Source organism: Solidesulfovibrio sp. DCME (assembly GCF_049995385.1).
Taxonomy (GTDB): domain Bacteria; phylum Desulfobacterota; class Desulfovibrionia; order Desulfovibrionales; family Desulfovibrionaceae; genus Solidesulfovibrio.
In genome coordinates, this window is record NZ_CP188261.1 from 570,627 (window position 1) to 594,881 (window position 24,255).

Here is a 24,255-nt window from a genome sequence, read left to right on the forward strand (position 1 = left end):
ATGGATCGCGAGCTTTTCGGCTACCTCGCCCTGTGCCGGTTGCGGCGCCTGGCCGGCGACGAGCGCTTCGCCAAATGGGGCCGGTGGGTGCCGCAGTGCCGGTTGCGCGTCCCCGAGGAACCGGACCCCTGGGCCACGGCCGGACGGGCCGCCGCCGCACTGGCCCGTCGCGGCCGGGATGTGGCCGGCGCGAGGCTGCTGGTCGTGGGCTGCGGCCCGTCCAACGGCCTGGGCTACGCCCTGGCGGCCATGGGTGCGGCGTTTGTCGTCTGCCAGGACGCGACCGCCGCCTTTGACGTGGGCCGCGACGCCAAAGACCTGGCCGGCCTGGCCACGCGTTTCCCAGGGGTTAAATTTTCCATTGTCAAGCGCGCGGCCCAATTGGAAAAATTGGCCGATGCCGCCTATGACGCCAGCCTGTCCGCCACCAGCCCCACGGACGACCCGACGCCCCGGGTGGCCGCTTTGCGCCGTTTGCTGGCCCCGGGCGGCCTCGTCGTCCATCAGGCGGATTTCCGGGCGCCGCTGCTGCGCTATCCCTATCATCGGCTGCTTTTTGCGCGCCAGCCCGGGAAATGGTCGCCGCTGCGCGCCCAGGCCAGCCCCTGGCGCTGCGACGACCACATCGCCGCCCTGACCGGCGCCGGCTTCGACGTGGACGTGGCCGCCTACGAAACCGACGCCGAGGCCTTCGCCGCCGTGGCCGACCGCCTGCACCCCGACTACGCCGACCGCGACCCGGCACTGCTCGCCGTCACGCGGGTGACGCTTGTGGGGTGCCTCCGGCGGCCCGGGGAGGCTTTGCCTCCCCGGGACCCCTCCACCGGGGGGGATAATCCCCCCCGGACCCCCTTGAAGGGGGAAGGCGAGGGGACGTGATGACGACACAACCCCCCTTTGAAAGTTTTGGGGAGGAGAGAGCGCGAGAGAGGAACCCTTTTTCCCAAAAAGGGTTCCTCTCTCGCATTCTTCTGCTCAATTACGAGTACCCCCCAATCGGCGGCGGGGCGGGCAATGCCACGGCCAATCTGGCCCGGGAACTGGCCGGCCTTGGCCACGAGGTGCGCGTGGTCACGGCCGCTTTTGGCGACCTGCCGCGCCGGGAGCGCGTGGACGGCTTCGCGGTCCGGCGCATCCCGGCCGTGCGGCGCCACGCCGACCACTGCTCACCCCTGGAGATGCTGTCGTTTTTGGCCAGCGCCATGGTCGCCCTGCCGGCCCTGGCCCGGTCCTGGCGGCCCGACGCCTGCATCGCTTTTTTCGGCATCCCCTGCGGGCCGGCGGCCTGGGCGCTCAAGGCCCTTCGCGGCGTGCCCTACGTCGTTTCCCTGCGCGGCGGCGACGTGCCGGGCTTCCAGCCCTACGACCTGGCCGCCTACCATCGCCTGACCGGGCCGCTGATCCGCTTTCTCTGGAACCAGGCCGCCCATGTCGTGGCCAACAGCCGGGGGCTGGCCGGGCTGGCCGCGAAATCCGCCGGCACAACGCCCATCCTGCTCATCCCCAACGGCGTCGACGCCAGGCGTTTTTCCCCGTCCGAGGCGGTTTCTCGGGAAGGCCCGGTGCGCTTTGTTTTCGTCGGCCGATTGGTGCGGCAAAAGGGCCTGGATATCCTGCTCGAAGCCCTGTCCCGGCTGCCGCGACAGGCCTGCTTCGAGGTCGCCATCATCGGCGACGGGCCGTTGCGGGCGGAGTTGACCGCCATGGCCGCCCGCCTGGGCCTGGCTGGGTCCGTGCGTTTTCTGGGCTGGGCGTCGCGGGACGACATGCCCGACCTGCTGCGCCGGGCCGACGCCTTCGTTTTTCCCTCCCGCGACGAGGGCATGCCCAACGCCGTGCTCGAAGCCATGGCCTCGGGCCTGGCCGTGGCCGCCACGGCCATTGCCGGCAACGAGGAGTTGGTGGAGGATGGCCGCACCGGCTACCTCGTTGCGCCCGAGGACGTGGCCGCCTTGGCCGGCGTGCTCACGCGCCTGGCCGGGGACCGCAACCTGTGCTGGCGGCTGGGTCGGGCCGGCCGGGAAAAGGTCGTGCAAGGCTATTCCTGGCGCGCCGTGGCCGAGGCCTATGCGGCGCTGTGCCGGCCGGCGGTTCGTTGACATGTTGGCTTGTCGTCGTTCGTTGTTGTCTTGTGGACCAAAAGGGCGGGCCTGACCATGTGCGGCATCTGCGGCTTCGTGACCCCGCGCGGCGGGGAAGGGGAGATCGGCGAGACCCTCGCCGACATGACCGCCGCCATCGCCCATCGCGGCCCGGACGGCCAGGGGCGGTACCGCGACTGTTTCCCCCAGGGCGGCGGCGCGGCCCTGGGGCATCTGCGCCTGGCCATCATCGACCTGGTCACGGGCGATCAGCCCCTGTTCAACGAATCACGCGATCTGGCCATCGTTTTCAACGGCGAGGTCTACAATTTCGCCGAACTACGCCGCGAACTCGTGGACAAGGGGCACACCTTCGTCTCCTCGGGCGACACCGAAACCATCGTCCACCTCTACGAGGAGATGGGGTCGGCCTGCGTCACCCGACTTCGCGGCATGTTCGCCCTGGCCATCTGGGACGCCCGGCGCCGCGAACTCTTTCTCGCCCGCGACCCCCTCGGCAAAAAGCCCCTGTATTACGCCTGGATTCCTGGCGGCATCGTCTTTGGCTCCGAGCCCAAGGCCGTGCTGGCCCATCCCGAAATCACGGCCCGTCTGGACGCCCCGGCCGTGGCCCATTACCTGACGCTCCAGCACGTGCCCGAGCCGGCCACGGGTTTTGCCGGCATCGCCTCCCTGCCCGCCGGGCACACCATGACCTGGCGCCAGGGAGGCAGCGAACCCAGTCGGTATTTCCAGCTCGATTACCTGCCCAAGCTCGCCGCTTCACCGGCCGAACTGGCCGAGGAGCTGCGGGCGCGCGTCACCGAGGCCGTGCGCCTGCGCCTGGTGTCCGACGTGCCGCTCGGGGCGCACCTCTCCGGCGGCGTGGACTCGGCCATCGTCACCGCCGTCATGGCCGGTCTGACCGACCAGCCCGTGCGCACCTTTTCCATCGCCTTCGCCGAGGAGGCCTTTAACGAGGCCGCCAAGGCCCGGGCCGTTGCCGCGCGCTACGGCACGCGCCACACGGAATTCACCGTCGGCTTCGACGAGGCGCGCGGCGTCATGGCCGACGTGGTTGCCGCTACGGACATGCCCTTCGCCGACCCCTCGGCCCTGGCTGCCTGGCACCTGTGCCGGTTGACCCGGCAGCACGTGACCGTGGCCCTCAATGGCGACGGTGGCGACGAGATGTTCGCCGGCTACCAGCGCTACTGGCTCGATCCCCTGGCCGATGCCTACTCCCGCCTGCCCGATGTGCTGACGCACCGGTTCGTGCCCTGGCTGGCCAGGCGGCTCGCTCCTTCGGGGAACGTGCCCGTCGAGGCCGACTGGCGCGAGGGCCTCAAGCGCCTGGCCCAGGTCGTGCGGGTGCCTCGGGCGGCCAGCCTCGTGCGCTGGGGTTCCTATTTTTCCCCCTGGGACCGGGAAGCGCTGCTGCGGCCGGAGTTCTCCTGGGCCGCCCGGCCCGCCGATACCGTCGGCCTCTATGAAGCCGCCTTCGCCGCGGCCACGGCGGCGGGCGACCTCGATCGCGGGCTTTTCGCCGACGTGAGCATCTATCTGCCCGGCGACCTGCTGGTAAAAGCCGACCGTATGGCCATGGCCCATGCCCTGGAAGGCCGTTCGCCATTCCTCGACGTGGAATTGGCCGCCTTCGCCGCCAGGCTGCCCGAGCGCTGCAAACGGCGCGGCCGCACCGGCAAATACCTGCTGCGCCGGGCCTTTGCCGACATGTTGCCCCCTGGCATCGCCGACCAGCCCAAGCGCGGCTTCGGCCTGCCCGTGGCCGGCTGGTTTCGGGGGCCGCTTCGGGAGTTCGCCCGGGATCTGCTTGCGGGCGGCCGGGTCTGCCGGGAGATCGCCAGGCCGGAAGCGGTCGGGGCGTTGCTCGATGCCCACGAGGCCGGCCGGGCCGACCACGGCAAGCGGATATTCGCGCTGGTCATGCTGGAGTTGTGGCTGCGGCGATATTTATGAATCACGGCAAGGGGATGAGAGGGAAGATGCCTCCGGCGGCCGGGGGGCATGATGCCCCCCGGACCCCCTCGACGGGGCGGGTGGAGACACTGTGACAATGTCGGACGGCGGAGCTTCGGCCGGTTGGTGGCGGCAATGGGGGCAACGTGCTGGCCGCGAAGTCGGCCAGCACGTTGCCCCCATTGCCGCCACCAAGGGCGCCAGCGGCGAAGCGCCGCATTTCAAGAGAATTCGAATGAGGAAGTGGCGGTAAGGTTCCGCATAGCTTCCTGGAACCCTTTGTTGGGGTGGCGCGATGGGGCCGGCTGGCTTTGCAGCCGGCCCCATCGCGCCACCCCGCCCCATCAAGGGGGTCCGGGGGGGATTATCCCCCCCGGCCGCCGGAGGCATCTTCACTTCACCATGCACAAAGCACCATTGATCGCACTGCTTACCGACTTTGGCCGGGTGGACCCGTATGTGGCGCAGATGCGGGCCGTGCTCATGGCTGCCGCGCCGGGGGTCCCCTTGCTCGATATCAGCCACGAGGTGGCGCCCGGCAATGTCTGGCAGGCCGGCTTTTTCCTGGCCGCGACCTTGCCCTGGCTGCCGCCGGGAACGGTGGTCTGCGCCGTGGTGGACCCGGGAGTGGGCTCCGGGCGGCGGGTCGTTTTGGTGGAAGCGGCTTCGCGATGGATTTTCGCGCCGGACAACGGTTTGTTGAGCCTGGTGTTTTCCAGGCCCCAGGGCTGTCGCATCCTTGACGCGACACCGGGCTGGGTGCCGCACAGCGCGACCTTTCACGGCCGCGACGTCTTCGCGCCCTTGGCCGCCCGGCTGGCCATGGGTGAGGAGGCCCGCGACCTGGCCGTGGTCTGGCCTGGCGAGGTGCCGGTGCGGCTAGCCGGCCTGGAGCCGGTGCGCCGTGAAGGCGGTGTTTCCTGTCGGGTACTGTCCGTGGACCGCTTCGGCAACGTCGTGATTGGCCTCGATCTCGCGCGGTTCGGCCAACTGCACTCAGGGGTCGCGGTACTGGAACCCGTAGCCAGGCCGCTTGCGGCGGTGCGGACGTATGCCGACCTCGAGGATGGCCAGGTGGGCATTCTGGCCGGGAGCCAGGGCTATCTGGAACTGGCGGTCAACGGCGGCTCGGCCGCGTCGGTTTTGGGCCTGGGCACGGGTGATGCCGTGACGCTTGGCTGGGAAGACGGGGAGACGGATGAAGTTATTCCGTAATTATCTGGCCGCCATGGGTTTTCTGACACGTTTGGGGCCGGCCGTGCCCGATCCGGACATGGCCGCCTGCGTGCCGCTATTTCCGGTTGTCGGTGCCACGCTCGGCCTGGCCATGGCCGTGCCGCTGGCCTTGGGGCTTTTCGCCGGCCATCCCCTGGCCGGGGGATTCGCCTATGCCGTGGCCAATGTCTGGTTGACGCGGGGCTTGCATATCGACGGGTTTGCCGACGTGGCCGACGCCTGGGGCAGCCTGGCCACGGGCGAGCGGTTTTTCGCCATCATGAAGGACAGCCGCATCGGCGCCTTTGGCGGCATGGCCATTGTCGTGGCCCTGGCCGGGGCGATGCTGTTGGCCGGGGAATTGCTGGCCGGGGACCGGGTCTGGGTGCTGGCCTTTGCTCCGGTGCTGGGGCGGGCCGGGGCGGTGGCGCTCATGCACGTTTGCCGCGACATCGGCCGGCCGGGGCTGGGGTCGCTGTGCCTGCCCGGGGCGAGCCGGTTCAATACGGGCCTGGCCTTGGCCGTGACGCTGCTTGCGGGCCTTGCCCTTTGCGGCGGCTTTGCGACGCTCTGGTCCGGTGCGCTGGCCGGGCTGGTGGTCTGGAAGCTTTCGCGGCTGGCCCGGCGCAACGGCGGCGTCAACGGCGATTTCCTGGGCGCGGCCATTGTCGGCTGCGAACTGGCCGCACTCCTCGGCGGACTCGTCTAGTCGGGGCTGGCCCGGGATTTGCTACCCTTTTGCGCGACCGACGGAAAATCGGCGCGGGGGAGTGCATGGCCAAGCCGTTTCGTTTCAATCTCGAACGCATCCTGGACATCCGTACCCAGCTCGAGGAGCGGGCCAGGATGGAGCTCGGCAAGGCCATTGCCGCCTGCCAGTTGCAGGAGCGCGAAGTCCTGCGCCTGCGCAACGAACTGGCCGCCCGCGAAGCCTCCATGGCCCAGAAGAAAAATCCCACGGCCGGCGATTTCTGGCTGTGGCGGGCCTACCGCGAACGGTTGCTCCAGGACATCGTCCAGGCGGAATTTCGGCTCAAACAATTGGAGCAGGCCCGCGAACGTTGCCGCGAGGCGGCCGTGGCCCGCTCCAAGGACCGCAAGCTGCTGGACAAACTCAAAACCAAGAAGGCGGCGCGCCATGCCATCGAGCAAAATATCGCCGAACAAAACGAAAACGACGAAATGGCTTCGGTTCGCTACCAGCCGCCCGTCGTCTAGGCGGCCGTCCCGCCTGCTGCCCGCCCTGGAGCGCCTGGCCGGGCGGATCGCGCCCCGGGCCACCAAGGTGCTCGGCGTCTTTGTCATGATCGCGGCGGTCAAGCTCGGCATCCTGGTCTTCATGGGCCTGGACATCCTGCTGCCCGATCCGCCGGCGCGCACCACGGCCCAGCTCGCCGCCCCGGCACCGGCGCCAAACCTGCCGCTGCCCATGCCCGGTCCGGCCCCGGCCCTGGCCCAGCAGGCCCCGGCCGACCCGCAAAAGCCGGCCGCAACCCCGGCCAAGGCCCCGGAAAAGCCGGCGACCGCCAGCCCCGATGCCCAGGCCCTGCTCAAGCGCCAGGACGAACTGGACCAGCGCGAGGCGGCGCTCAAAACCCTGGAAACCGACCTCAACGCCCGCGTGGCCAAGCTCAAGGAGATGGAAACGAGCATCAAGGCCATGCTCGAAGAGGCCAAGGGCGTCAAGGATCAGAAGCTCAAGCACTTGATCGACGTCTACTCCAACATGAACGCCAAGCAGGCAGCCAAGGTCCTGGAGACGTTGGACAACAACATCGCGGTCAGAATTTTGGCGGGCATGCGCGGTCGGCAGGCGGGCGAGATCCTCAACAACATGGAAGCCAAGAAGGCGGCCGGGCTGACGGAGATGCTCAACAAGATGCAGCTGCCCCCGTCGGAAAACAACCCCGCGGAAGGCATGTAGTGTCGCGCCCTTGAAAAATACGAAAGTATGTTTCAAGAAAAATAATTATTCAAAGGTGTTGTCTCAGATGCCGCAGAGGTGCCCTTCGAGGGCGGGAGGCACGCCAGCGTGCATCAAGGATTTCGGCCGGCGGCCGGGGCGGTTGCGTCCCGGCCGCCGGCCGGTTAACTGTCCGCCATGCCGCGCCTTCGCCTGACCATCGCCTACGACGGTACGCAGTTCGCCGGCTGGCAGTTGCAGGCCCCGGGCGGTGGCCGCTCGGTCCAGGGCTGTCTGGAAGAGGCCCTGGGCACGTTGTGCGGCCAGCCGGTGCGCCTCCACGGCGCCGGCCGCACCGATTCCGGCGTCCACGCCATGGCCCAGGTGGCCCATCTGGACGTGCCAGAGGCCAAGGCCGGCCTGCCCTGGCAGCGGGCGCTCAACGCCAGGCTGCCGCCCGACGTGTCCATTGTCGCGGCGGACCTGGTCGCGGACGATTTCCACGCCCGCTTTTCGGCCACGGGCAAGGTCTACCGCTATACGCTGTGGGTCGAGCGGGCCTACATCCTGCCCTGGCGGCGAGCTTATGTCTGGAATGTCGGCCGCTTCGCCCCTCTCGACGTCGCGGCCATGGACGCCTGCGCCGGCCTCTTCGCCGGGTTCCACGATTTCGCCGCCTTCTGCAACGCCGGTTCCGAGCCCGCCTCGACCAGCCGCCTGGTCCATGGCGTCACCCGGCTGGCGTCCCCTTCGCCGCTGGAGATGACCTGGGAATTCCGGGCCGAGGGCTTTCTCAAGCAGATGGTGCGCAACCTCATGGGCGCCCTGGTGGCGGTCGGGCGCGGTAAAGTTTCCCCCGAGGACATCCGATCCGTACTGACGATGGGGCAAAGAAGGCTTGCGCCGCCGACCGCGCCGGCAAGCGGGCTTTGCCTGGTGGGCGTGGAGTACGCAAGCGATGGCCGGGGGCATAAGCGACATCTACTTCACCAGCCTGAGGCTGGCCAAGGGTGAGTCCGTCGCGGCGGCATCGCCCGCGCCGCGCCTGCGTCTGCCCGGCGGGGGCACGGCCGGTTCGGATGCGGGGTCGACCGGAGCTACCCTTGTCGACAGCCTGACGGCCGGGCTCGACACGCGGCTGGCCCGGTTCGAAAAGGCCCTGTCCCGCTTTGCCTGGCCAACGGATGCCGCTTCGGGTTTCAATGGCCGGCTGGTGGTGCGCGACGCGGGCCTCACCGGCCGGCTCGACGCCGCAACCGTCGAAACCGGCCAGGCCGTCAATCCCAACAAGTTTTTTTCCGACGGCAAAAGCGCCATCGCCGCCTCGGGCATTCCCGCCGGCACCTACCGGTTTGCCGTGAGCCAGGGCGAGGCGAGCGAGGATTTTTCCGTCACGGTCGGCCGCAACGACACCTGGGGCACGGTGCTCGGCAAGGTGGCCAAGGCCGTAAACGGCTCGACCGCGCTGTCGGTGCGGGCCAGCGTCGCCCGCCAGCAGGCCCCCTTTGGCCTGGACCCGTCGCTTCCGGGCACGGGCACCGTCCTGGCCCTGTCCGTCAATCCGTTGCGCCGGGAGCAGGACGTGGCCGTGGCCGACGAGAAAGGCGACCTGCTGTCCCGGCTCGGGGTGGCGGCGGCGGCCAATGTTGCCAGCGCGGCGACGCCTTCGGTCTACGAAGTGTCCGTGGACCGTCTGGCCCAGCCGACCTATTTTCATTCCACGGCCTACGACCCCGGCGCGGTCACGACCCTGGCGGCCGGACTGCACCATTTTTCCGTGGCCACGGGAACCGGGACCCAAGCCGCTTCCTACGTCTCCGACGCCTTCGACCCCGAGGCGGCGACGACCCTGTCCCCGGGCACCTATACCTTCACGGCCGGCATCGGGCAGGCGTCGCGGCAGCTTTCCGTCACCGTCAAATCCGGCTGGACCTGGGGCGACGTCCTCAATGCCGTCACCGCGAAAATAAACGGTTCCCAGGCATCGGTGTGGGCCTCCGGCGGCACGGCCACAGAGCTTGTTGGCACTTCCGGGTTCTCGCTGCCCGGGGTCAAGGCCGCGTCGCAAACGGTTGCCGTGCCCGCCGCGAGCGGTTCCGGCGCCGCGACGGCCGGCCGGGTGCTCACCGTCGCCACGACCAGCGGTTTCGAGGACCAGGACCTGCGCCTGACGGACGGTGCCGGTGGGCTGCTGGCCGCCCTGGGGCTTGACACGCGCTACACGGGCCAGGTGGTGTCCGTGGGCGTGTCCGCCGCCGATACCTGGAGGGACGTGCTCGGCAACGTCAGCCGGGGCGTGGCCATGGCCACCGGCCGGGTCGAGGCCGGGACCGTACAAAAGGAGATTGCCTCCTACGCCGTCCCCCAAACCCGGCTGCCCATGCTGTCGGATACGGCCACCATGGTGCTTGTAAACCGCCGCCTGGGCGAATCGCTGACGCTTACCGACGGGTCCTCGGGTCTGCTGCATAGCCTCGGCCTCGATACCTCGCTGCCGGGCCAGGACGGGCAGATCACGGTCAACGGGCAGGCCTTCGCCTCGGAAAATAACGCCTACTCCCTGCAATCGGGCCGGCTGCTCCTGGAAGCACAAAACGATACCGGCGGCGACCTGCCCCTTGCCGTCACCCGATCCATGGACGCTGTGTCCGAGCGCCTGGGCAGCGTGGTCGAGGCCTACAACGACCTGCGCAAATACCTCCTGGCCAACAGCGACGCCTTTTCCTCCACTCTGGCCGACAGCCTGGCCGGCCCCGTGGCCGCCAACTGGCCGGGGCTGGCCGCCATGGGCTTTGCCAAAACGCGCAAGGCGGACATGCTCTGGGTCTCCTCCGCCGCGTTTTGGCGGGCCTTCTACAACAACGCCGACACCAGCCGACAGACCCTCGCCGAGGCGCCGTCAGGCCTCATCCCGGCCTGGAAGAGTACGGTGGCCGGGATCAAGGCCGCCGGCACGGCCGTGTATCTGACCCCGGAAACGGCCCATCTGTCGCGGGTGGCCGTACGTCGCACGGCCGCCGACCTGGAGCGGACGAACTGGCTGGTCGACTGGCGCGGGTAGCGGACGTGCGGGAAGGAGGATGCGGGGAGGAGGGTGTGATGGCGGGGGGATGTGAGCGGGCGAGGAAGCGGGGTCGCGAAGACTGGGGCGCTGCCCCAGGCCCCGCCGGGGGGGATGATCCCCCCCGGACCCCCGCGACGGGGCGGGCGGGGGAGCAGGTGGGAACGTCGGGTGGCGGGGCGTCGGTCGTGGTGGTGGCGGAAACAGGGGCAACCCGCAGGCCGCAAAGCCGGCCAGCACGTTGCCCCTGTTTCCGCCACCACGGGCGCCAGCGGCGAAGCGCCGCATTTCAAGACAACGGCCTTTTGAAGGAGGCTTTCAGAGTAAAAATTCCAAGACTTCGGCCCGAAGGGCCGACGGCTGGGCGAGGCCGGGATTGCGCCTTTCGAGCCGGGAGCGTAGCGACGGCATCGAAAGGCGCAATCCCGGCCTCGCATCTTCGCGCCGCGCGCGACAGGCCTTGCGGTGACCGAAGCCATGTCCGCCCGACTACGCCGCCGGTGGGGTCTGGGGGGCGTCACGCCCCCCAGTGGGGAGGGTCCGGGAGGGGCGACGCCCCTCCCGGTGGGGTCTGGGGCAACGCCCCAGCCTGGGCAAGGTGAGCTTAGCCTTGCCTTGCCCACCCTTGCCGCGGCCCAGCGGTGCAGCCTCCAGGCCTGGCCGCGTTCCCCCCGGCCTGCGCGCGGCTTAGCGCAGCCCTTCGCGCAGGGTGACGACATTCCAGCCGGCGGCCTTGAGCATTTTGGCGGCCAGTGGGCTGACGTCGCCGGAAACGACGAGGGTTTTGGATTTGGTTTTGAGGCTACTGGCCGCCGTGCCGAGGTTTTTGGCGATCTCGGCCATGGTCGGGGTCCAGGCCAGGTAATCCAGGGGAAAGGCGACCAACAGGCCGCCGGCGGTGGTCATGGCCCCGAGGAATTTGCCGAGCTTGACGAAGCGGGTCAGCGGATAGTTGGTGGCGTTGCAACTGGCGTAGAGTTCGGCCATACGGGTACGGAACCAGGCGATATCGTCGTTGTCGGACAGGATGGACAGGTTGATGAACAGGGCGCGGTCGGCGACCCCGTGCAGCCGATCCAGGGCCAGGACGAGCCGGGTTTGTTCGATGGGGTCGTAGTGGGTATTTTCCACGAACAGGTCGGCGGTGTCGGCGGTGGCGCCCATGGCTTTGAGGCGTTCGCGGTTGGCGGTAAAGAGGTCTTCGGGCGGGATGGACACGTCCACCGGGCTTTCCGGGGCGCCGGAGACGCTGCCCATGACGGCCAGGGCGGCGCCGCCGGGGATGGCGGCGGTGGCCGTGAAGGAGCCGAAGAAGCCGGCGCCGGCCAGGCGGTTGAGGCTGTCCTGGAGGACGGGGTTTTTGGAGTAGGGGTCCACGCCGTAGGACTTGGCGTATTGGCGTTTGGCCTTGTTGTAGCCGAGCAGTTCGCCCACGGTGCCCTTGTCGTCGCTGGGGCGTTGTTCCTTGGAGGCGGCCGAGGCCCGGGAGAAGGACTTGCCCACGCCGGAGAGGGTATCGGCCGGGTTGGTCAGGAGGTTGAAGACGCCCTTGACGGCGTTCACCCCGGCCTGGCCCACGGATTTGCCGATCTCCGCGCCTTTGTTGACCTGGTCCATGGCATCGGCGGCTTTGAGTTCCTGGAGGCGGGTGTACAGCAGCGACGTGGATTCGGCGCGCAGGTCACCCTTGGGTGTATGGATGGTGTAGGTGTTCATGTAGCCGTCGTTGACGACTTTGTCGTCGACGGTATACTTGGGGCCGGCGAGGATTTTCTCCGGCAGGATCTGCTTGGCGGAGAAGGTGGGCGGCGTTTCCGTTTGTTCCTGTTTGGCCGCAACCGCGAAGCTGTTGTTGCCTGCAAGCAGCACGCCGACGACGATCAAACAAGACAGACACCATTTTCGCAAGGTCATGATTTTCTCCTGCCGGGATTTGCGACACGCGTCCGGCAGTTGTGCAGCATACACGGACGGGGTGGCGATGTCATGACCGAGTTTAGCCCCCGATCCTGTAGGCTGCGAGGCCGCGAGCGCGGCGGAGGTGGATGTTGGATATCATAAGTGATCCCGGGGAACTTCGGAAGCGCTGCCGGGAGTGGCTGTGTTGTGGCGTGGTGACGGGCCTGGTGCCGACCATGGGCTATCTGCACGCCGGGCACGGCAGCCTGTTGCGGCTGGCCCGGGAGCGGGCGGACCGGGTGGTGGCGAGTGTTTTCGTCAATCCGACGCAGTTCGGCCCGGGCGAGGACCTGGACGCTTATCCGCGCGACCTGGAGCGCGACGCGGCCCTGGCGGCCACGGCCGGGGTGGACGTGCTGTTTGCGCCAACGCCCCAGTCCATGTACGCGCCCGAAGCGGCCACCTGGGTCGAGGTGCCGGCATTGGCCGAGTATCTGTGCGGCGCGTCGCGGCCGACGCATTTCCGGGGCGTGTGCACGGTGGTGACCAAGCTTTTCCTGCTGGTGCAGCCGGCGGTGGCCGTCTTTGGCGAGAAGGACTGGCAGCAGTTGGCCATCCTGCGCCGCATGACCGCCGATCTGGGCTTTCCGGTGGAGATCGTGGGCGGCCCCATCGTGCGCGAAGCCGACGGGCTGGCCCTGTCCTCGCGCAATGTCTACCTGACGCCCGAGGAACGCGGCCAGGCGGCCCATATCAACAAGGGCCTGGAACTGGCCGAGGCCATGGTCGCGGCCGGGGAGCGGGACCCGGCCGTGGTGCTGGCCCGGGTGCGCGGCTATTTCGCCTCGTACATACCCGCCGGTATCGTGGATTATCTGGCCTGCGTGCATCCGGCCAGGCTGTATTCCTTGGAACGCATCGAGGGGCCGGCGCTTTTCGCGGCAGCGGTGAAGTTTTCCCGGGCCCGGCTCATCGACAACCGCCTGGTGGATGTCGTCGCGCCGCCACGCTGACGTCGCCGTATTGCGGCTTGCTTTCTTGTGGCCGCCTGGATATGGATGCAAATTTCCATTTGCAGGCGAGCTCAGATTTTCGATCCGCCACGTCCGCGTTGAACGGACCGCTGGCACAGGGAGGACAACACATATGATCAATGCCAAGGGCCGGTACCTTTTCAGCTCCGAATCCGTGACCGAGGGGCATCCGGACAAAGTCGCCGATCAAATTTCCGATGGTATCCTGGACGCCATCCTGACCCAGGACCCCGACGCCCACGTTGCCTGCGAGACCCTGGTCACCACCGGCCTGGCGTTTATCGCCGGCGAAATCACCACCAAGGCCTACGCCGACTTCGCCTCCATCGTGCGCGAGACGGTCAAGGAGATCGGCTACAACAGCTCGGCCATGGGCTTTGACTGGGAAACCTGCGCCGTGATCTCCTCCGTGGACAAGCAATCGGCGGACATCGCCCAGGGCGTGAGCCGCGAAAAGCCCGAGGAGCAGGGCGCCGGCGACCAGGGCATGATGTTCGGGTTTGCCTGCACCGAGACCGAAACCCTCATGCCCGCACCCATCTACTGGGCGCACAAATTGTCGCGCCGGCTGTCCTACGTGCGCAAGAACAAGATCCTCGACTTCCTGCGCCCCGACGGCAAGACCCAGGTGGCCGTCGAATACGTGGACGGCAAGCCCGCGCGCATCGACAACGTGGTGGTGGCCTGCCAGCACGACGAGAACATCGCCTACAACGACCTCGTGGACGCCGTGCGCCAGGAGGTCATCTTCCGGACCCTGCCCGAGTCGTTGGTGGACAACAAGACCAAGATCTACATCAACACCACCGGCCGTTTCGTCATCGGCGGCCCCATGGGCGACTGCGGCCTGACCGGGCGCAAGATCATCCAGGACACCTACGGCGGCATGGGCAACCATGGCGGCGGCGCGTTTTCGGGCAAGGATCCGTCCAAGGTGGACCGTTCCGGCGCCTACATGGCCCGGTACGTGGCCAAGAACCTCGTGGCCAGCGGCGCGGCCAGCCGGTGCGAGGTCCAGATCGCCTACTGCATCGGCGTGGCCGAGCCCCTGTCGGTACTGGTCACCTCCATGGGGTCGAGCGAGATTCCGGACGAGGAACTGACCAAGGCCGTGCGCGAGGTCTTCGACCTGCGCCCGTACTACATCTCCAAGCGCCTGGACCTCAAGCGGCCCATCTACAAGCCGACCTCGTGCTACGGGCACTTCGGCCGGGAGCGCCCGGAATTCACCTGGGAACGCACCGACGCCGCGGCCGACATCAAGACGGCGCTGAAGCTCTAATCCACCCTTGCCGCCACGGCGGCGTCCGACGAGCTGTCGGACGCCGCCGCCGGCGAAAAACTCCATGCTGCGGCGGTTGTCGGAATCCATCGAGCGGTTCGTCTCCGAGGGGGAGGCGTCGACGCGTCGTCTGTTCGTGGATGTGTGCCGCCGCTGGGCGGAGATCGTTGGCCCGGAGACGGCGGAATTGTTGCGCCCGCTGGGGCACCGCCGCCGGGATCTGATCCTTGGTGCCGACGATCCGGTGGTGATGCAGGAGATGCTTTTTGCGGCGCCGGAAATTTTGTCGCTGGTCAATGCCGCTTTGGGGCAGGAAGCCTTTGACAGAGTGCGGTTCGACTTGCTAGGAAACCAAGTTTCCTTGGATGCGCTACGGACCGTCCCCCCGCGATTTCGCACACCGCCGGTCACGCGGCCGGACCATCTGGGAAGTCTTTTGGGGCGGTTTGATCCGACGACGGCGGTCGGTCGTTGCTATGCGAAGTACGTCGCGTTTTTCGAGGCCGGGCCGCAGCCGTCCGGCAGGGTTCGCCGGGGCGGCCGCAAAAAGGCGGGCTAGGCGTCCGAAGACGGCGCAAAGATACATTTCTCGTGGAGGCGAATATGAGCGAAGGATTGCAGCTTGACCTGAAGAAGCCGCTGGACAAGATGACGGCCAAGGAACTTCGGGATCTGGTTCTCAAACAGATTCCGCAGATTACCGGGGCCTCCGGTCTGGGCAAGGATGAGCTTCTGGTCCAGATCAAGGAAGTTCTTGGGATTGGCGGTGAGGAAGGCCCGGCGGTTTCGCCGTACAAGATGAAGATCTTGTCGATGAAGGGCAAGATGCGTGAGCTTCGGGCCAAGCGGGCCGAGGTTTCCGGCGATGACAGCCGCAAGCAGAAGGACCAGCTGCGTCGTCAGGTGAACAAGCTGAAGAAGCGGACGCGTCGTCTGGCCAAGGCCTCCTGATTTTGCGGACCCGCAAGAAAGTACTTGACGGGCCGGAGATAAACGAGTAGAGAAAAGGGCTCTTGAGCATGAGCCTGCTGGGGGATCGTCTAGCGGCAGGACTATGGACTCTGACTCCATCAACCTAGGTTCGAATCCTAGTCCCCCAGCCAAGAAGTATTTCTATCCGTCCCCATCGTCTAGCCTGGTCCAGGACATCGGCCTTTCACGCCGGTAACAGGGGTTCAAATCCCCTTGGGGACGCCAAAGATTACAACACCTTCGGGTGATTCCTCAAACCGCCTCCCAGGCGGAAACGGTTCGAGGAAACGGTTTTGGAAGAAGCCGTCGGAATTACCCTCCGACGGCTTTTTTCTTGTCCATGGTAGGCATGCCCACCCCCTGGCCAAAAACGTCGTCCAGGGCGGCGCGTACGCCTCGTAGGCTGTGCATATAACGGGCTGTCGTGGTGGCCGACTTGTGCCGCAGTATGGCCTGGATGGTGGACAGGTCCATGCCCGCCTTGTCCAGGATCGAAGCGGTCAAGTGGCGCACGGCATGCAAGGTGAAGTACCGGACCTCGGCCATGCCGCACAGGTACCTGAGCCAGTGTTGCCGAACCGTGTACTTCTGCCCTCTCTTTCTTGTGAACACGAACACGCTGTTCGCATCCTGGCGATGATGCCGCAAGGCAGCACCCAACTCCTTGGTCATGGGAATCCAGTCGTATTCCTTCGATCCCCCCTGGCGCTTCTTGGTCCAAAGCCGCAGCCGGGAATTCTCGAAGTCAATGTCGTCCCAGCGCATGTTCAGGACTTCGGATTTCCTTGCGGCCGTGTGCAGGTAGGTCAAAAGCATGATCCTGTCCTGCTCGTTCTCGGCCACGTGGTAGACCTTCCAGAAGTCCTCCTCACTGGGAACATACTTGGGCTTCTTGTCCTCCCCGAACCGCTCCACGTCCTTGAAGGGGTTCTTTTCGGGCAGGCCCATGTACTTCGCACCCCATGCCCAGGCTGCTGACAGGTTCTTGCGGTCCTTGTTGGCCGCGTGGCCGGAAACGGTCTTCGCCCGTTTCCGCAGCACGGCATAGGCATGGGCAACGGTGAGGGCCGTAATCTCCCCGGTCTTGGGGTAGACGGCGAAGAGCCGCTTGAAAGCGTCCTTCTTCTCGCCGTAGGTCTTGTCCGACATTGCCCGGTCCTTCACGGCGTCCAAGTAGTTATTCACCCAAATCAAGGCCGTGACGGTTGCTGTCGCCTTCACCGACTCCTGGACTTCCCAGGTGGGTGACTTTCTCATGGCCGATTCCCAGTCCAGGGCCTCGGCCTTGGTGTCGAACAGTTTTTGTCGAATTGCCCCGTCTCGCTGGACGCGGGCTTTCCATCGGGCGCGGCCGTTCTTCATGACTTTCGATGCCATTATTGATTGCCTCAACTATGCGATTTTCAAAGAACAGCGTCCTACCGCCAAGGCGGAAGGCCCCGAGGAGATCAGCATGCCTCATGACCGTGTTGGGGGCAACCCCCAACACCTTGGCGACTTCCTTCGCAGTCATGGGCTTGCCGAGGTCTTCCAATTTCATCACGGGGCCTTTTTCGCCTGACGGTTACGCCGCTAAACCAGCTAAAGCTGCTAATGTCTTGGCCGGACTCGTCGTTGCAGGGGCTAAAGCCGTGCTACGCCCGCGCTAACCGTCGTCCCGGACAATCCTCCACGCATCCCGGCACCTGCTGCCAGCCACGTTCGTTCCGCCAGGAATACGAATGAATATGCCGTGTTCTTCAAGTATGCGAATGATTGGGGTTGCTGCTCTCTTTGACCTGACGCACCTCGGACCACTCTGCATGATTTCCCGAAGTGAAATCGTGTCGCCGCGAGACGCACTCCAGGACATAAGCTTCATGGCAAGCTCATCTTGTGGGTTAATTTCAATCACCCCTTGGATTCGCAGCGCCTCTGACAAGTAGTAGCGGGCGAGTTCTATCCCAGCCTCGATCTTTTCGACTGAGACGTAGTGGGCGTTCAAATCTTCCACAAGGGTGAGTACAGCGGCAAGCCGGGCCGCATGTTCGGGGACCTTGTTGGCAAAGCCGGCGATTTCAGCGAGCGGCGCACCTGGGGCTAGTTGGCGCTCGATTTCCTCGTGAAAAGCAATCCATACCACTTTGGCATCACTGGCGAACTGGATAGGCCTCGGCATCAATTCGTTCCGTTTTCCTGTGCTCATCGGGAGGTGGGCGCTAAGGATGGCTGTCATGCGTCGTCGATATTCTATTATCGCAGGGGAGTCCGGGAGGTTGGTCTCATTATACGGGCGTTTCCCCATGTTCGACTCGGGGAACGCTATGAGCATTCTCGACAGTAGCCCTTGATCAAGAAAGACGGGATTTGCCAGCATGGCGGTTGAGGCCATAGGTTGGATCATGATATGAATTGTCAGCCGCCGGCCAATAAGTCGCTCCGCGTCTTCGCCTCCTCGTGTTCGCGTCAACGGTTTTCCATCCCACAGGGAGCTCAATGCGCCTGCCATCTGCAACTGGTGCTCTCGTTGCATTGAATAGCTCCCAGTAAACTGCCCACCTTCGTCAGTAAAGAGTCCTATGCTTGGACGCCCCTTTTGCAAAATTCTGAACAGACCGGCAGTCGTAGGCTCCTTAATGATCATGAATGGAAGAAGTGGCTCAACAGGCCCTTCCCCAATAGACTTGAGTGCCGCTTCAACGTCAGCTTGATTTGCCTCCCTTGGGACTCTCTTCAGGGCCTGGGTATGAATTTTGTCGAAGGCACTCTTCCGGCGGCGGTACTCGGCCATGCCGGCTTCGTAAAGCTCATGGCTCGTGTTCTCGTAGTCGTAGTGAGGGAATAGCGCTTCGGTGTCCGTGGCCGACTTTCGCTCCCCAGAAGCTGCAACGGTGAAGAAGTTGTTAGAGATGGGGAATCGTCGCCCGTCTATTATGGCGTCGGCATGTCCCTGGACCGCCAGCGTTGCAGCGGCAAGGAAGCTTTGCCCGGCCAAAGCTAGGGGGGCTCCGGTTGCCTCGCTGGTGGCTTTTGCCGCCGGACCAAGGACAGGCCCCAGGCAGTCCACCGGAAACGGACGGGGACTCGCTACAGCTCTTTTAAGCGGCAATGGCTGGTGGACCCGCCCCAGGACGACAGGGCTTTTGACCTTGCCCCGGCTGGGGCAGTTCTCGCAGGCTTCCGGGTGGAACTTCTCAATGATGTCTTCGCAGGTTCGCGGACCGCCCTTCTCCTGTGCCTGCCGCAGCTTCTGTTCAGTCTCCTCCTGGGAATACCCGGGGTAAGGGCGGCTCCATTCATGGGCGTAGCGAGCTCCGTCCTGGCAACGGCCGAGTATCGACATCGCCGCGTGCCATTCGGGCTCGGGCAAGGTCGCGGCGTCATCCCGGCAGTGGCGCATGAAGCCGCAACCTTCGACGATCAAGCCGAGGTCCGCACCGTCGCCGGGAACATGTGTTGACTGGCCAACGGGCATGGCCTGGGTGGGTGCGGCTACCCCCTGGGGTTTGGGTAAGCCCACTTCAATCTGCGCAATGGTGTAGCGGCGGGCGTAATCGGTGTATTGCTCAAGGATGCGGACAGGGACAGGCTTGCCCTTGTTGTTCATCGTCCCGGGGAGGCGCAAGACACGGGCAAGATCGGCGGTGTTGTCCAGCTTCCACCCCCTTGCCCTGGCGACGCTCAGGATCGCTTCCTGGAAAGCCTTGCTCAACGCTTGGGCTTTTTCGTGCTGTCCCTTGGAATCGAAGATCCAGGGTGTGTCGAACAGGAACCACGCCTGCAAACCATGGCCGGAATGAACAACAATCGTTGGCTTTATCGGGAAGTCCTTGAAGATGGACATTGCTTCTTCGACCGTAGTAGGCAGGGCTGTCTGCGCGTGGGCCGGATGGAGAATGTCCACATCCATCCAAAAGCCCGGGATCGCGACGACATCGTCAGCCTTGCCACGACCTACTTCGGCCTGCTGGGCGAACAGACCGACGCTGCCCCAGACGTCGTGGCTTTGGGAAATGGCGACAGCTTCGGCCGCCATGGCTCCCAAGTCAGAAGTTGGGCACCACTGCGTAGCCGTTTTGCCGTCTCGGTCCTTTGAGAAGAGGGTGAGGCAGCCGGCCGGCGGGATTTCGCCCCAGAGTTGGGCGAGAAAACGGCGGGCTTGCTCATTTGGCGGGAAGCGCCGCCTGGGTGGCGGCTGGTGGGGGTTCTGAGTCATGGGGGCCTCCATCTTGGCTTCATTCTGCGTGGCGGTTGCCGCGCATGGGACGAAACCCTAGGAGGAGAGAACGACTGAATCAAAAGACCTAAATCATTTGTTAGGTCTTGGTTTTTTCAGCCTTCATCAGTTTAAACTCGCGGGTGATGATTTGAAGGTGGGTTTGTTCAAAGAGAGCTCGGAGCGTTACATCGTCGCAATAGGATGGTTTCTTTGACGGCTTCTGATCCTCTTTGCTGTCTTGTACAGGCATCGCCTTAGAAATCAAATCGATGGATTTCTTGAATGATCCTTGTTTAAATTCGCTACGATAAACACAGTCCCACAGAAAAAGTCCAATTGCTCTGTTAGTATTAAACTGCAATTCTTTAAATCGTTTGATCGCTGACAACTCTCTTGCTTTCCACTCTGCAAGATCATCATATGCGTCAGCTATTTTGCGGTTCAAAGTCTTCCGTCTTTTATTATTTTGTTCTTCGTTCGCGAGCCTTGCGTTGAATGCTAAATTGCCAGCGATATTTACGTAGTAGAACAGTTTAAGTTCCCTTGAAATAAGTTCAATATCCTTGCTAAAGTCAATAGAAATTGCTCCTTTCTTGTAATACGCCATGTCGTCAATCTCGTATTGGTCAATTCCATTGATCATGATGCTTTCGTACGCCACTCTCCATTGGCTTGGCGTGCAATAGCTTACTGAGCCCGAGAATGCCTCCTTTAAAATTCTTGTAGAATCAAAGACATGTTTTTTGTTAATAAACCTGTCAATCATTCGTTTTGACCATTGTGGGTGGACTGACTCCATTGATCTATACTCAAGAGAATTCTTTTTTGGGAAATCAAAAGAACACTCTCTTAAATTTATATTCCTAAAATAATACTGCCACACCCAGAACGTGTAGAATTTAAGGATGTCTCTTTTCATAAAAATGCACGCTGTTTTGTTAGGGTGTGGCGTGGGGAGTGCACAAACTCACCCGCTTACGCGCGCACGCGAGGCAACCAGCCGAGTCCGCGCTTATTGTCCTGCCTACGGCAAAGCCGGGGGTGCCTGCCGGCAACTCATGACCTCCCTTCATTCACTCCTGACCATGTTCAAAGCGGACGGGCCTCGGCCGTGTCTGCTGCTTGGTGTCAGGCGTGGGCGGCAGCCAGCCCCTGGTTGGTTTCCCGTTTTCCGGCCCTTGAGTCTGCTGCCCCCCTCTTCAAGGCCATTCAGCATCGGTTTGTCAATTGAGGCACTGGTAGCGCATGTGCTTTTAGCAAGGAGCCTTTCACCGCTTGGCTCTTGCTTTTTGTGATCCCGCCGTTTCCCCCGGCGGCCCTGTCGGTCCCCGAGAAACCGGCTGGCGCGGCTGTGCGCGTGGCAGCCGGGTCTTGTCCGCTGTCCTGGTCCGTGCCAGCGTGGACAAGGCAGGGGCTGGCAAAAAAGAGGGCTCGTAAGCGATCCCCTGGCGGCCGTTTTGCCCTTTGCCTGACCCACAGGTCATGTCCGCGTCCGGTGCAAACCTGGGCTCGTTTTGGGCTGCGGGCGTTTTGTTCAAAGTTGAGGTGGCCGCTGAGGAACGCTTCCCGCCGGCCCGCGTCACGGGGCAGCGTGCGCCCAGGTCGGCCCGTCTTGTCCGCGCCACCGTGTCACCTGCTGCCTTGTCCAGAGGGCGCAAACGGTCCTTTGGCAAAAGGGGTCATGCCCGCGCTTACGGCCGACTATGGATCGTTTTTGGCCTCCAGTCCGTTTCATTCGTATGCGATTGCCCCCTTTGCAGTTAGCCTTAGGATTTAAGTCAATCATTTTAAAGAACTATTTTTTCTGCGCCGAACATTCGAAATATCGCTTGACTTATGATTCATATGTATCAAATATGTTTTCATGAAGAACAATAAATGGCTTGTCCTTTCCTTCTCCCTACCGGCAAAAAGCCAGGCCATCCGCGTCAAGGTCTGGCGACGACTTCAGGCCATCGGCGCTATCCAGGCCAAAAGCTCGCTCTATGTCCTGCCTGCCAACGTGGCCCATGCGGAACACTTCACGTGGTTAGCCAAAGAAGTCGAGGAGGCGGAAGGCGAAGCGCTTTTTTTTGAAACCGAAGCCATCCGCAATCTGAACGATCAGGCCATTATGGACGCCTTCGCCCGGGAGCGCGACGCCGAGTATGCCGGCCTGGACGAGGAACTGCACGCTGCCTTGGCCCTGGCCCGGGGCAAAGACCTCGCTTCGATTGACCGGGAGCTGCTTTCGACGCGCCGCAAATGCGGCAGACGGTTGGAAGCCATCCGATCCCGCGACTTTTTCCCCAGCGGCAAAGAGGACAGGACAGCCGCCCTGCTCCAAGAACTCTCCGCTCTCCTGGATGGCCGCAGCACTGACGCCACGCCCGCAATCACCACCCTTCGTCGGGAAGACTTTGTCGGCAAAACCTGGATCACCAGGGAGCGGCCCTACGTAGACCGGCTGGCGACGATCTGGGCGGTCAAACGCTTTATCGACCCGGATGCCCGCCTCGTCTTCGTGGCCCACGACGCCAAAGCGGACAAAAACCAGGACGCGGTCTGGTTCGACATGCCCGAGGCCGAGTTCACCCATCGTGGCGGGCTCATCACTTTTGAAGTCGTGATCGCGTCGTTCGAGCTTGCTCAAGAAGTTCCTGCCAGCCTTGTCGCCACGCTTCGAGCCATCGACCTTGAGGAAATGGAAACGGCTCCCACCGAGGCCGCCGGCCTCAAACGCATCCTTGACGGATTGCATATGACACTGCGGGACGACGAGCAGCTCGTCGCGACCGCGCTGCCTCTTTTCGATGCCCTGTCGGCAACCTACAAACCATAACGAGGAGACATCGCCGTGAAAGATACCGCTATCCAAGTCGCGCAGCTCATGGCCGCTTCCGCCCGGACCGCCCCCAAGGCCGGCGGGAAGGACTTCCTGGAAATCGCCGTCATCACCCTGGACGACGACCTCAAAAAAATTGCCGCCGCCATGCGGGACTACGCCCCCCAAAGCACCAACGAAGCGTTCTGGTTGCGGGACGCGTCCAACATCGAGAACTGTCAGGCCCTGGTCCTTGTCGGACTGGGAAAGTCCCTGGGTGCCGGCTATGACTGCGGCGCTTGCGGCTTTGCCACCTGTGCTGCGTTCCTCAAGCACCGGCAGACGACGGAAAAAGATATGGGCTACAGCGGCCCCCATTGCGTCATGCGCATGATGGACATCGGCGCGGCCCTGGTCTCCGCCGCCAAGACCGCCAGCCTGCTCAATCTGGATAATCGCGTCCAACAGCGGGTGGGCGCGGCCGCCCGTGCCTTAGGCTACATCAAAGCCGAGGTGGCCATGGGCATCCCCGTGGGCTTTTACGGCAAATCCATCTTCTTCGACCGGGCCGCCCCCAAACACTAAACCCAGGACCGGGGGAGGCTCGTCGGGCTTCCCCCGGCCCAGCTGAGGATAGGCATGTCCGCATTCAACAATCTGTGCACGGTGGGCTTTCTGGCCCGCTTTTCCTACGCTCTGGCTCGCAATCCAGTTCTGCCGCTCTTTGCGTTGTTTCTGGGCGCAGGGCCGGAGGCCATCGGCCTTGCGGTCGGCATTTCCACGGTGACGGGCATTTTTTTCAAGCTGCCGGCGGGCGCATTGTCCGATGTGGTCGGACGACGCCGGACCATGCTGGCCGGCTTGGTGGTCTTCGGCGTGATGCCGTTTTTCTACTTGTTTATTGAATCCTACTCGGCCCTGGTCGTTGTGCGCTTCCTGCATGGTCTGGCCACAGCCATCTATGGCCCCGTGGCCATGGCCGTGGTCGCCGAAGTGGCCGGCTCGCGCAAAGGCGAAATGCTCTCCTGGTTTTCGTCCGTGGGCATCATCGGCACGTTGCTTGGCGCGCCCATCGGCGGCTTCATTCTGGACGCCGGGACAAACGGCGGTCCGGTGCTGTGGCAGTTCAGGCTCGTTTTCGCCCTGAGCGCCCTGGCCGGCGTGGCGGCCATGGTCCTGGGCTTCAAGACCCTCGGCATTGAGGAAAAGGTGGAACACGGTCTGGGCTTTGGAGAGCGCTTGGCGAAATTCCGTGAAGGCATCCGCGAGGTGCTCTCGGACAAGCGCATCGTCACGACCTCCTCCATGGAAGGCGTGCAGAACATGACCATGGGAGCCCTGGAAGCCTTCCTGCCCGTCTATGCGGTCAAAGTGGCCGGCCTCAGCGAATTCCAGGCCGGCCTTTTGTGGGGCGCGCAGATCGTCGTGACCATGCTCTCCAAACCGCTCATGGGCCGCGTCTCGGACGCGCAGGGGCGCAGGCCGCTCATCGTGGCCGGGCTGGCGCTGTGCGCGGTCTCGTTCGCGGCGGTGCCGTTCATGGGCGGGTTCTGGTCGCTTCTGGCCGCAAGCCTAGTCTTTGGCCTGGGCGAGGCCCTCGTCACGTCATCTTCCGCCGCCCTGGTCGCGGACATGTGCCGGCAGCGCCATTTCGGCTCGGCCATGGGGGCGTTCGGCACCATCTTCGACGTCGGACATGCGTCCGGCCCCATCCTGGCAGGACTGTTGGTCGGCTGGCTGGGATACCAAGCGAGCTTCCCACTGATGGCGATGGTGTTGATCGCGGCGATCCCACTTTTCTTGAAGAATGTCCCGCAGGAGGGCTGA

The 24,255-nt window shown here is 64.3% G+C and carries 21 protein-coding genes and 2 tRNA genes; 19 read left to right on the forward strand and 4 right to left on the reverse strand.

What is annotated here, in order from left to right; all coding sequences use genetic code 11:
* The 9 genes from ACP59X_RS02445 (at position 1) to ACP59X_RS02485 (ending at position 10,240) form a co-directional block, all read left to right on the forward strand.
* Positions 1-879, forward strand: coding sequence for a class I SAM-dependent methyltransferase (locus ACP59X_RS02445; RefSeq protein ID WP_428564567.1), 879 nt, complete (start codon positions 1-3; stop codon positions 877-879).
* Positions 879-2,099, forward strand: coding sequence for a glycosyltransferase family 4 protein (locus ACP59X_RS02450; protein ID WP_428564570.1), 1,221 nt, complete (start codon positions 879-881; stop codon positions 2,097-2,099). Before ACP59X_RS02445 ends, ACP59X_RS02450 begins: the two co-directional genes overlap by 1 nt.
* Positions 2,100-2,156: 57 nt before the next feature.
* On the forward strand, positions 2,157-4,061 hold the full coding sequence (gene asnB, locus ACP59X_RS02455) for an asparagine synthase (glutamine-hydrolyzing) (RefSeq protein WP_428564573.1): 1,905 nt from the start codon (positions 2,157-2,159) through the stop codon (positions 4,059-4,061).
* 417 nt (positions 4,062-4,478) lie between these two features.
* Entirely contained in the window at positions 4,479-5,276 is a 798-nt protein-coding gene (locus tag ACP59X_RS02460) for an SAM hydrolase/SAM-dependent halogenase family protein (protein ID WP_428564576.1), read from the forward strand.
* Positions 5,260-5,985: an adenosylcobinamide-GDP ribazoletransferase gene (locus ACP59X_RS02465; protein ID WP_428564579.1), complete on the forward strand. Its 726-nt coding sequence runs from the start codon at positions 5,260-5,262 to the stop codon at positions 5,983-5,985. Before ACP59X_RS02460 ends, ACP59X_RS02465 begins: the two co-directional genes overlap by 17 nt.
* A gap of 65 nt (positions 5,986-6,050) precedes the next feature.
* Positions 6,051-6,494: a flagellar export protein FliJ gene (gene fliJ / locus ACP59X_RS02470; protein WP_428564582.1), complete on the forward strand. Its 444-nt coding sequence runs from the start codon at positions 6,051-6,053 to the stop codon at positions 6,492-6,494.
* Positions 6,415-7,200, forward strand: a complete 786-nt coding sequence (locus ACP59X_RS02475; RefSeq protein WP_428564585.1) for a MotE family protein — start codon at positions 6,415-6,417, stop codon at positions 7,198-7,200. Before fliJ ends, ACP59X_RS02475 begins: the two co-directional genes overlap by 80 nt.
* 177 nt (positions 7,201-7,377) lie before the next feature.
* Positions 7,378-8,193, forward strand: coding sequence for a tRNA pseudouridine(38-40) synthase TruA (truA, locus tag ACP59X_RS02480; RefSeq protein WP_428564588.1), 816 nt, complete (start codon positions 7,378-7,380; stop codon positions 8,191-8,193).
* Positions 8,138-10,240 carry a hypothetical protein gene (locus ACP59X_RS02485; RefSeq protein ID WP_428564591.1) on the forward strand — a complete coding sequence of 701 codons (2,103 nt, stop codon included), beginning with the start codon at positions 8,138-8,140 and terminating at the stop codon, positions 10,238-10,240. Before truA ends, ACP59X_RS02485 begins: the two co-directional genes overlap by 56 nt.
* A gap of 687 nt (positions 10,241-10,927) precedes the next feature.
* Here ACP59X_RS02485 and ACP59X_RS02490 read toward each other — a convergent pair.
* Positions 10,928-12,154 carry a hypothetical protein gene (locus tag ACP59X_RS02490; protein WP_428564594.1) on the reverse strand — a complete coding sequence of 409 codons (1,227 nt, stop codon included), beginning with the start codon at positions 12,152-12,154 and terminating at the stop codon, positions 10,928-10,930.
* A gap of 134 nt (positions 12,155-12,288) precedes the next feature.
* Between ACP59X_RS02490 and panC the strand changes: the two genes are divergently transcribed.
* The 6 genes from panC to ACP59X_RS02520 all read left to right on the forward strand — a co-directional run bounded on the left by panC (position 12,289) and on the right by ACP59X_RS02520 (position 15,652).
* Positions 12,289-13,152 (forward strand): pantoate--beta-alanine ligase, encoded by an 864-nt coding sequence (gene panC, locus ACP59X_RS02495; RefSeq protein WP_428569791.1) that lies wholly within the window; start codon positions 12,289-12,291, stop codon positions 13,150-13,152.
* 133 nt (positions 13,153-13,285) lie between these two features.
* Positions 13,286-14,455: a methionine adenosyltransferase gene (gene metK, locus ACP59X_RS02500; protein WP_428564597.1), complete on the forward strand. Its 1,170-nt coding sequence runs from the start codon at positions 13,286-13,288 to the stop codon at positions 14,453-14,455.
* Positions 14,456-14,519: 64 nt separating this feature from the next.
* Positions 14,520-15,014 carry a DciA family protein gene (locus tag ACP59X_RS02505; protein ID WP_428564600.1) on the forward strand — a complete coding sequence of 165 codons (495 nt, stop codon included), beginning with the start codon at positions 14,520-14,522 and terminating at the stop codon, positions 15,012-15,014.
* Between the two features lie 44 nt (positions 15,015-15,058).
* Positions 15,059-15,406 carry a hypothetical protein gene (locus ACP59X_RS02510; protein WP_428564603.1) on the forward strand — a complete coding sequence of 116 codons (348 nt, stop codon included), beginning with the start codon at positions 15,059-15,061 and terminating at the stop codon, positions 15,404-15,406.
* Positions 15,407-15,484: 78 nt separating this feature from the next.
* A tRNA-Gln gene (locus ACP59X_RS02515) sits at positions 15,485-15,558 on the forward strand.
* Positions 15,559-15,574: 16 nt separating this feature from the next.
* A tRNA-Glu gene (locus tag ACP59X_RS02520) sits at positions 15,575-15,652 on the forward strand.
* 87 nt (positions 15,653-15,739) lie between these two features.
* Here the strand turns inward: ACP59X_RS02520 and ACP59X_RS02525 are convergent.
* Positions 15,740-16,789, reverse strand: a complete 1,050-nt coding sequence (locus tag ACP59X_RS02525) for a tyrosine-type recombinase/integrase (protein ID WP_428564606.1) — start codon at positions 16,787-16,789, stop codon at positions 15,740-15,742.
* Between ACP59X_RS02525 and ACP59X_RS02530 the strand changes: the two genes are divergently transcribed.
* Positions 16,788-16,988 (forward strand): hypothetical protein, encoded by a 201-nt coding sequence (locus tag ACP59X_RS02530; protein WP_428564609.1) that lies wholly within the window; start codon positions 16,788-16,790, stop codon positions 16,986-16,988. The two genes, ACP59X_RS02525 and ACP59X_RS02530, sit on opposite strands and share 2 nt — an antisense overlap.
* 84 nt (positions 16,989-17,072) lie before the next feature.
* Here the strand turns inward: ACP59X_RS02530 and ACP59X_RS02535 are convergent, their stop codons facing one another.
* On the reverse strand, positions 17,073-19,442 hold the full coding sequence (locus ACP59X_RS02535) for a YfjI family protein (protein ID WP_428564612.1): 2,370 nt from the start codon (positions 19,440-19,442) through the stop codon (positions 17,073-17,075).
* Between the two features lie 280 nt (positions 19,443-19,722).
* On the reverse strand, positions 19,723-20,268 hold the full coding sequence (locus tag ACP59X_RS02540) for a hypothetical protein (RefSeq protein ID WP_428564615.1): 546 nt from the start codon (positions 20,266-20,268) through the stop codon (positions 19,723-19,725).
* A gap of 1,221 nt (positions 20,269-21,489) precedes the next feature.
* Between ACP59X_RS02540 and ACP59X_RS02545 the strand changes: the two genes are divergently transcribed.
* From ACP59X_RS02545 to ACP59X_RS02555, 3 genes are read left to right on the forward strand one after another with little or no spacing between them, the layout of a single operon-like run.
* Entirely contained in the window at positions 21,490-22,446 is a 957-nt protein-coding gene (locus ACP59X_RS02545) for a chromate resistance protein ChrB domain-containing protein (RefSeq protein ID WP_428564618.1), read from the forward strand.
* Between the two features lie 15 nt (positions 22,447-22,461).
* On the forward strand, positions 22,462-23,013 hold the full coding sequence (locus tag ACP59X_RS02550; RefSeq protein WP_428564621.1) for a ferredoxin domain-containing protein: 552 nt from the start codon (positions 22,462-22,464) through the stop codon (positions 23,011-23,013).
* Between the two features lie 54 nt (positions 23,014-23,067).
* A complete protein-coding gene (locus tag ACP59X_RS02555) occupies positions 23,068-24,255 on the forward strand; it encodes an MFS transporter (RefSeq protein WP_428564623.1) in 1,188 nt (395 codons plus the stop codon).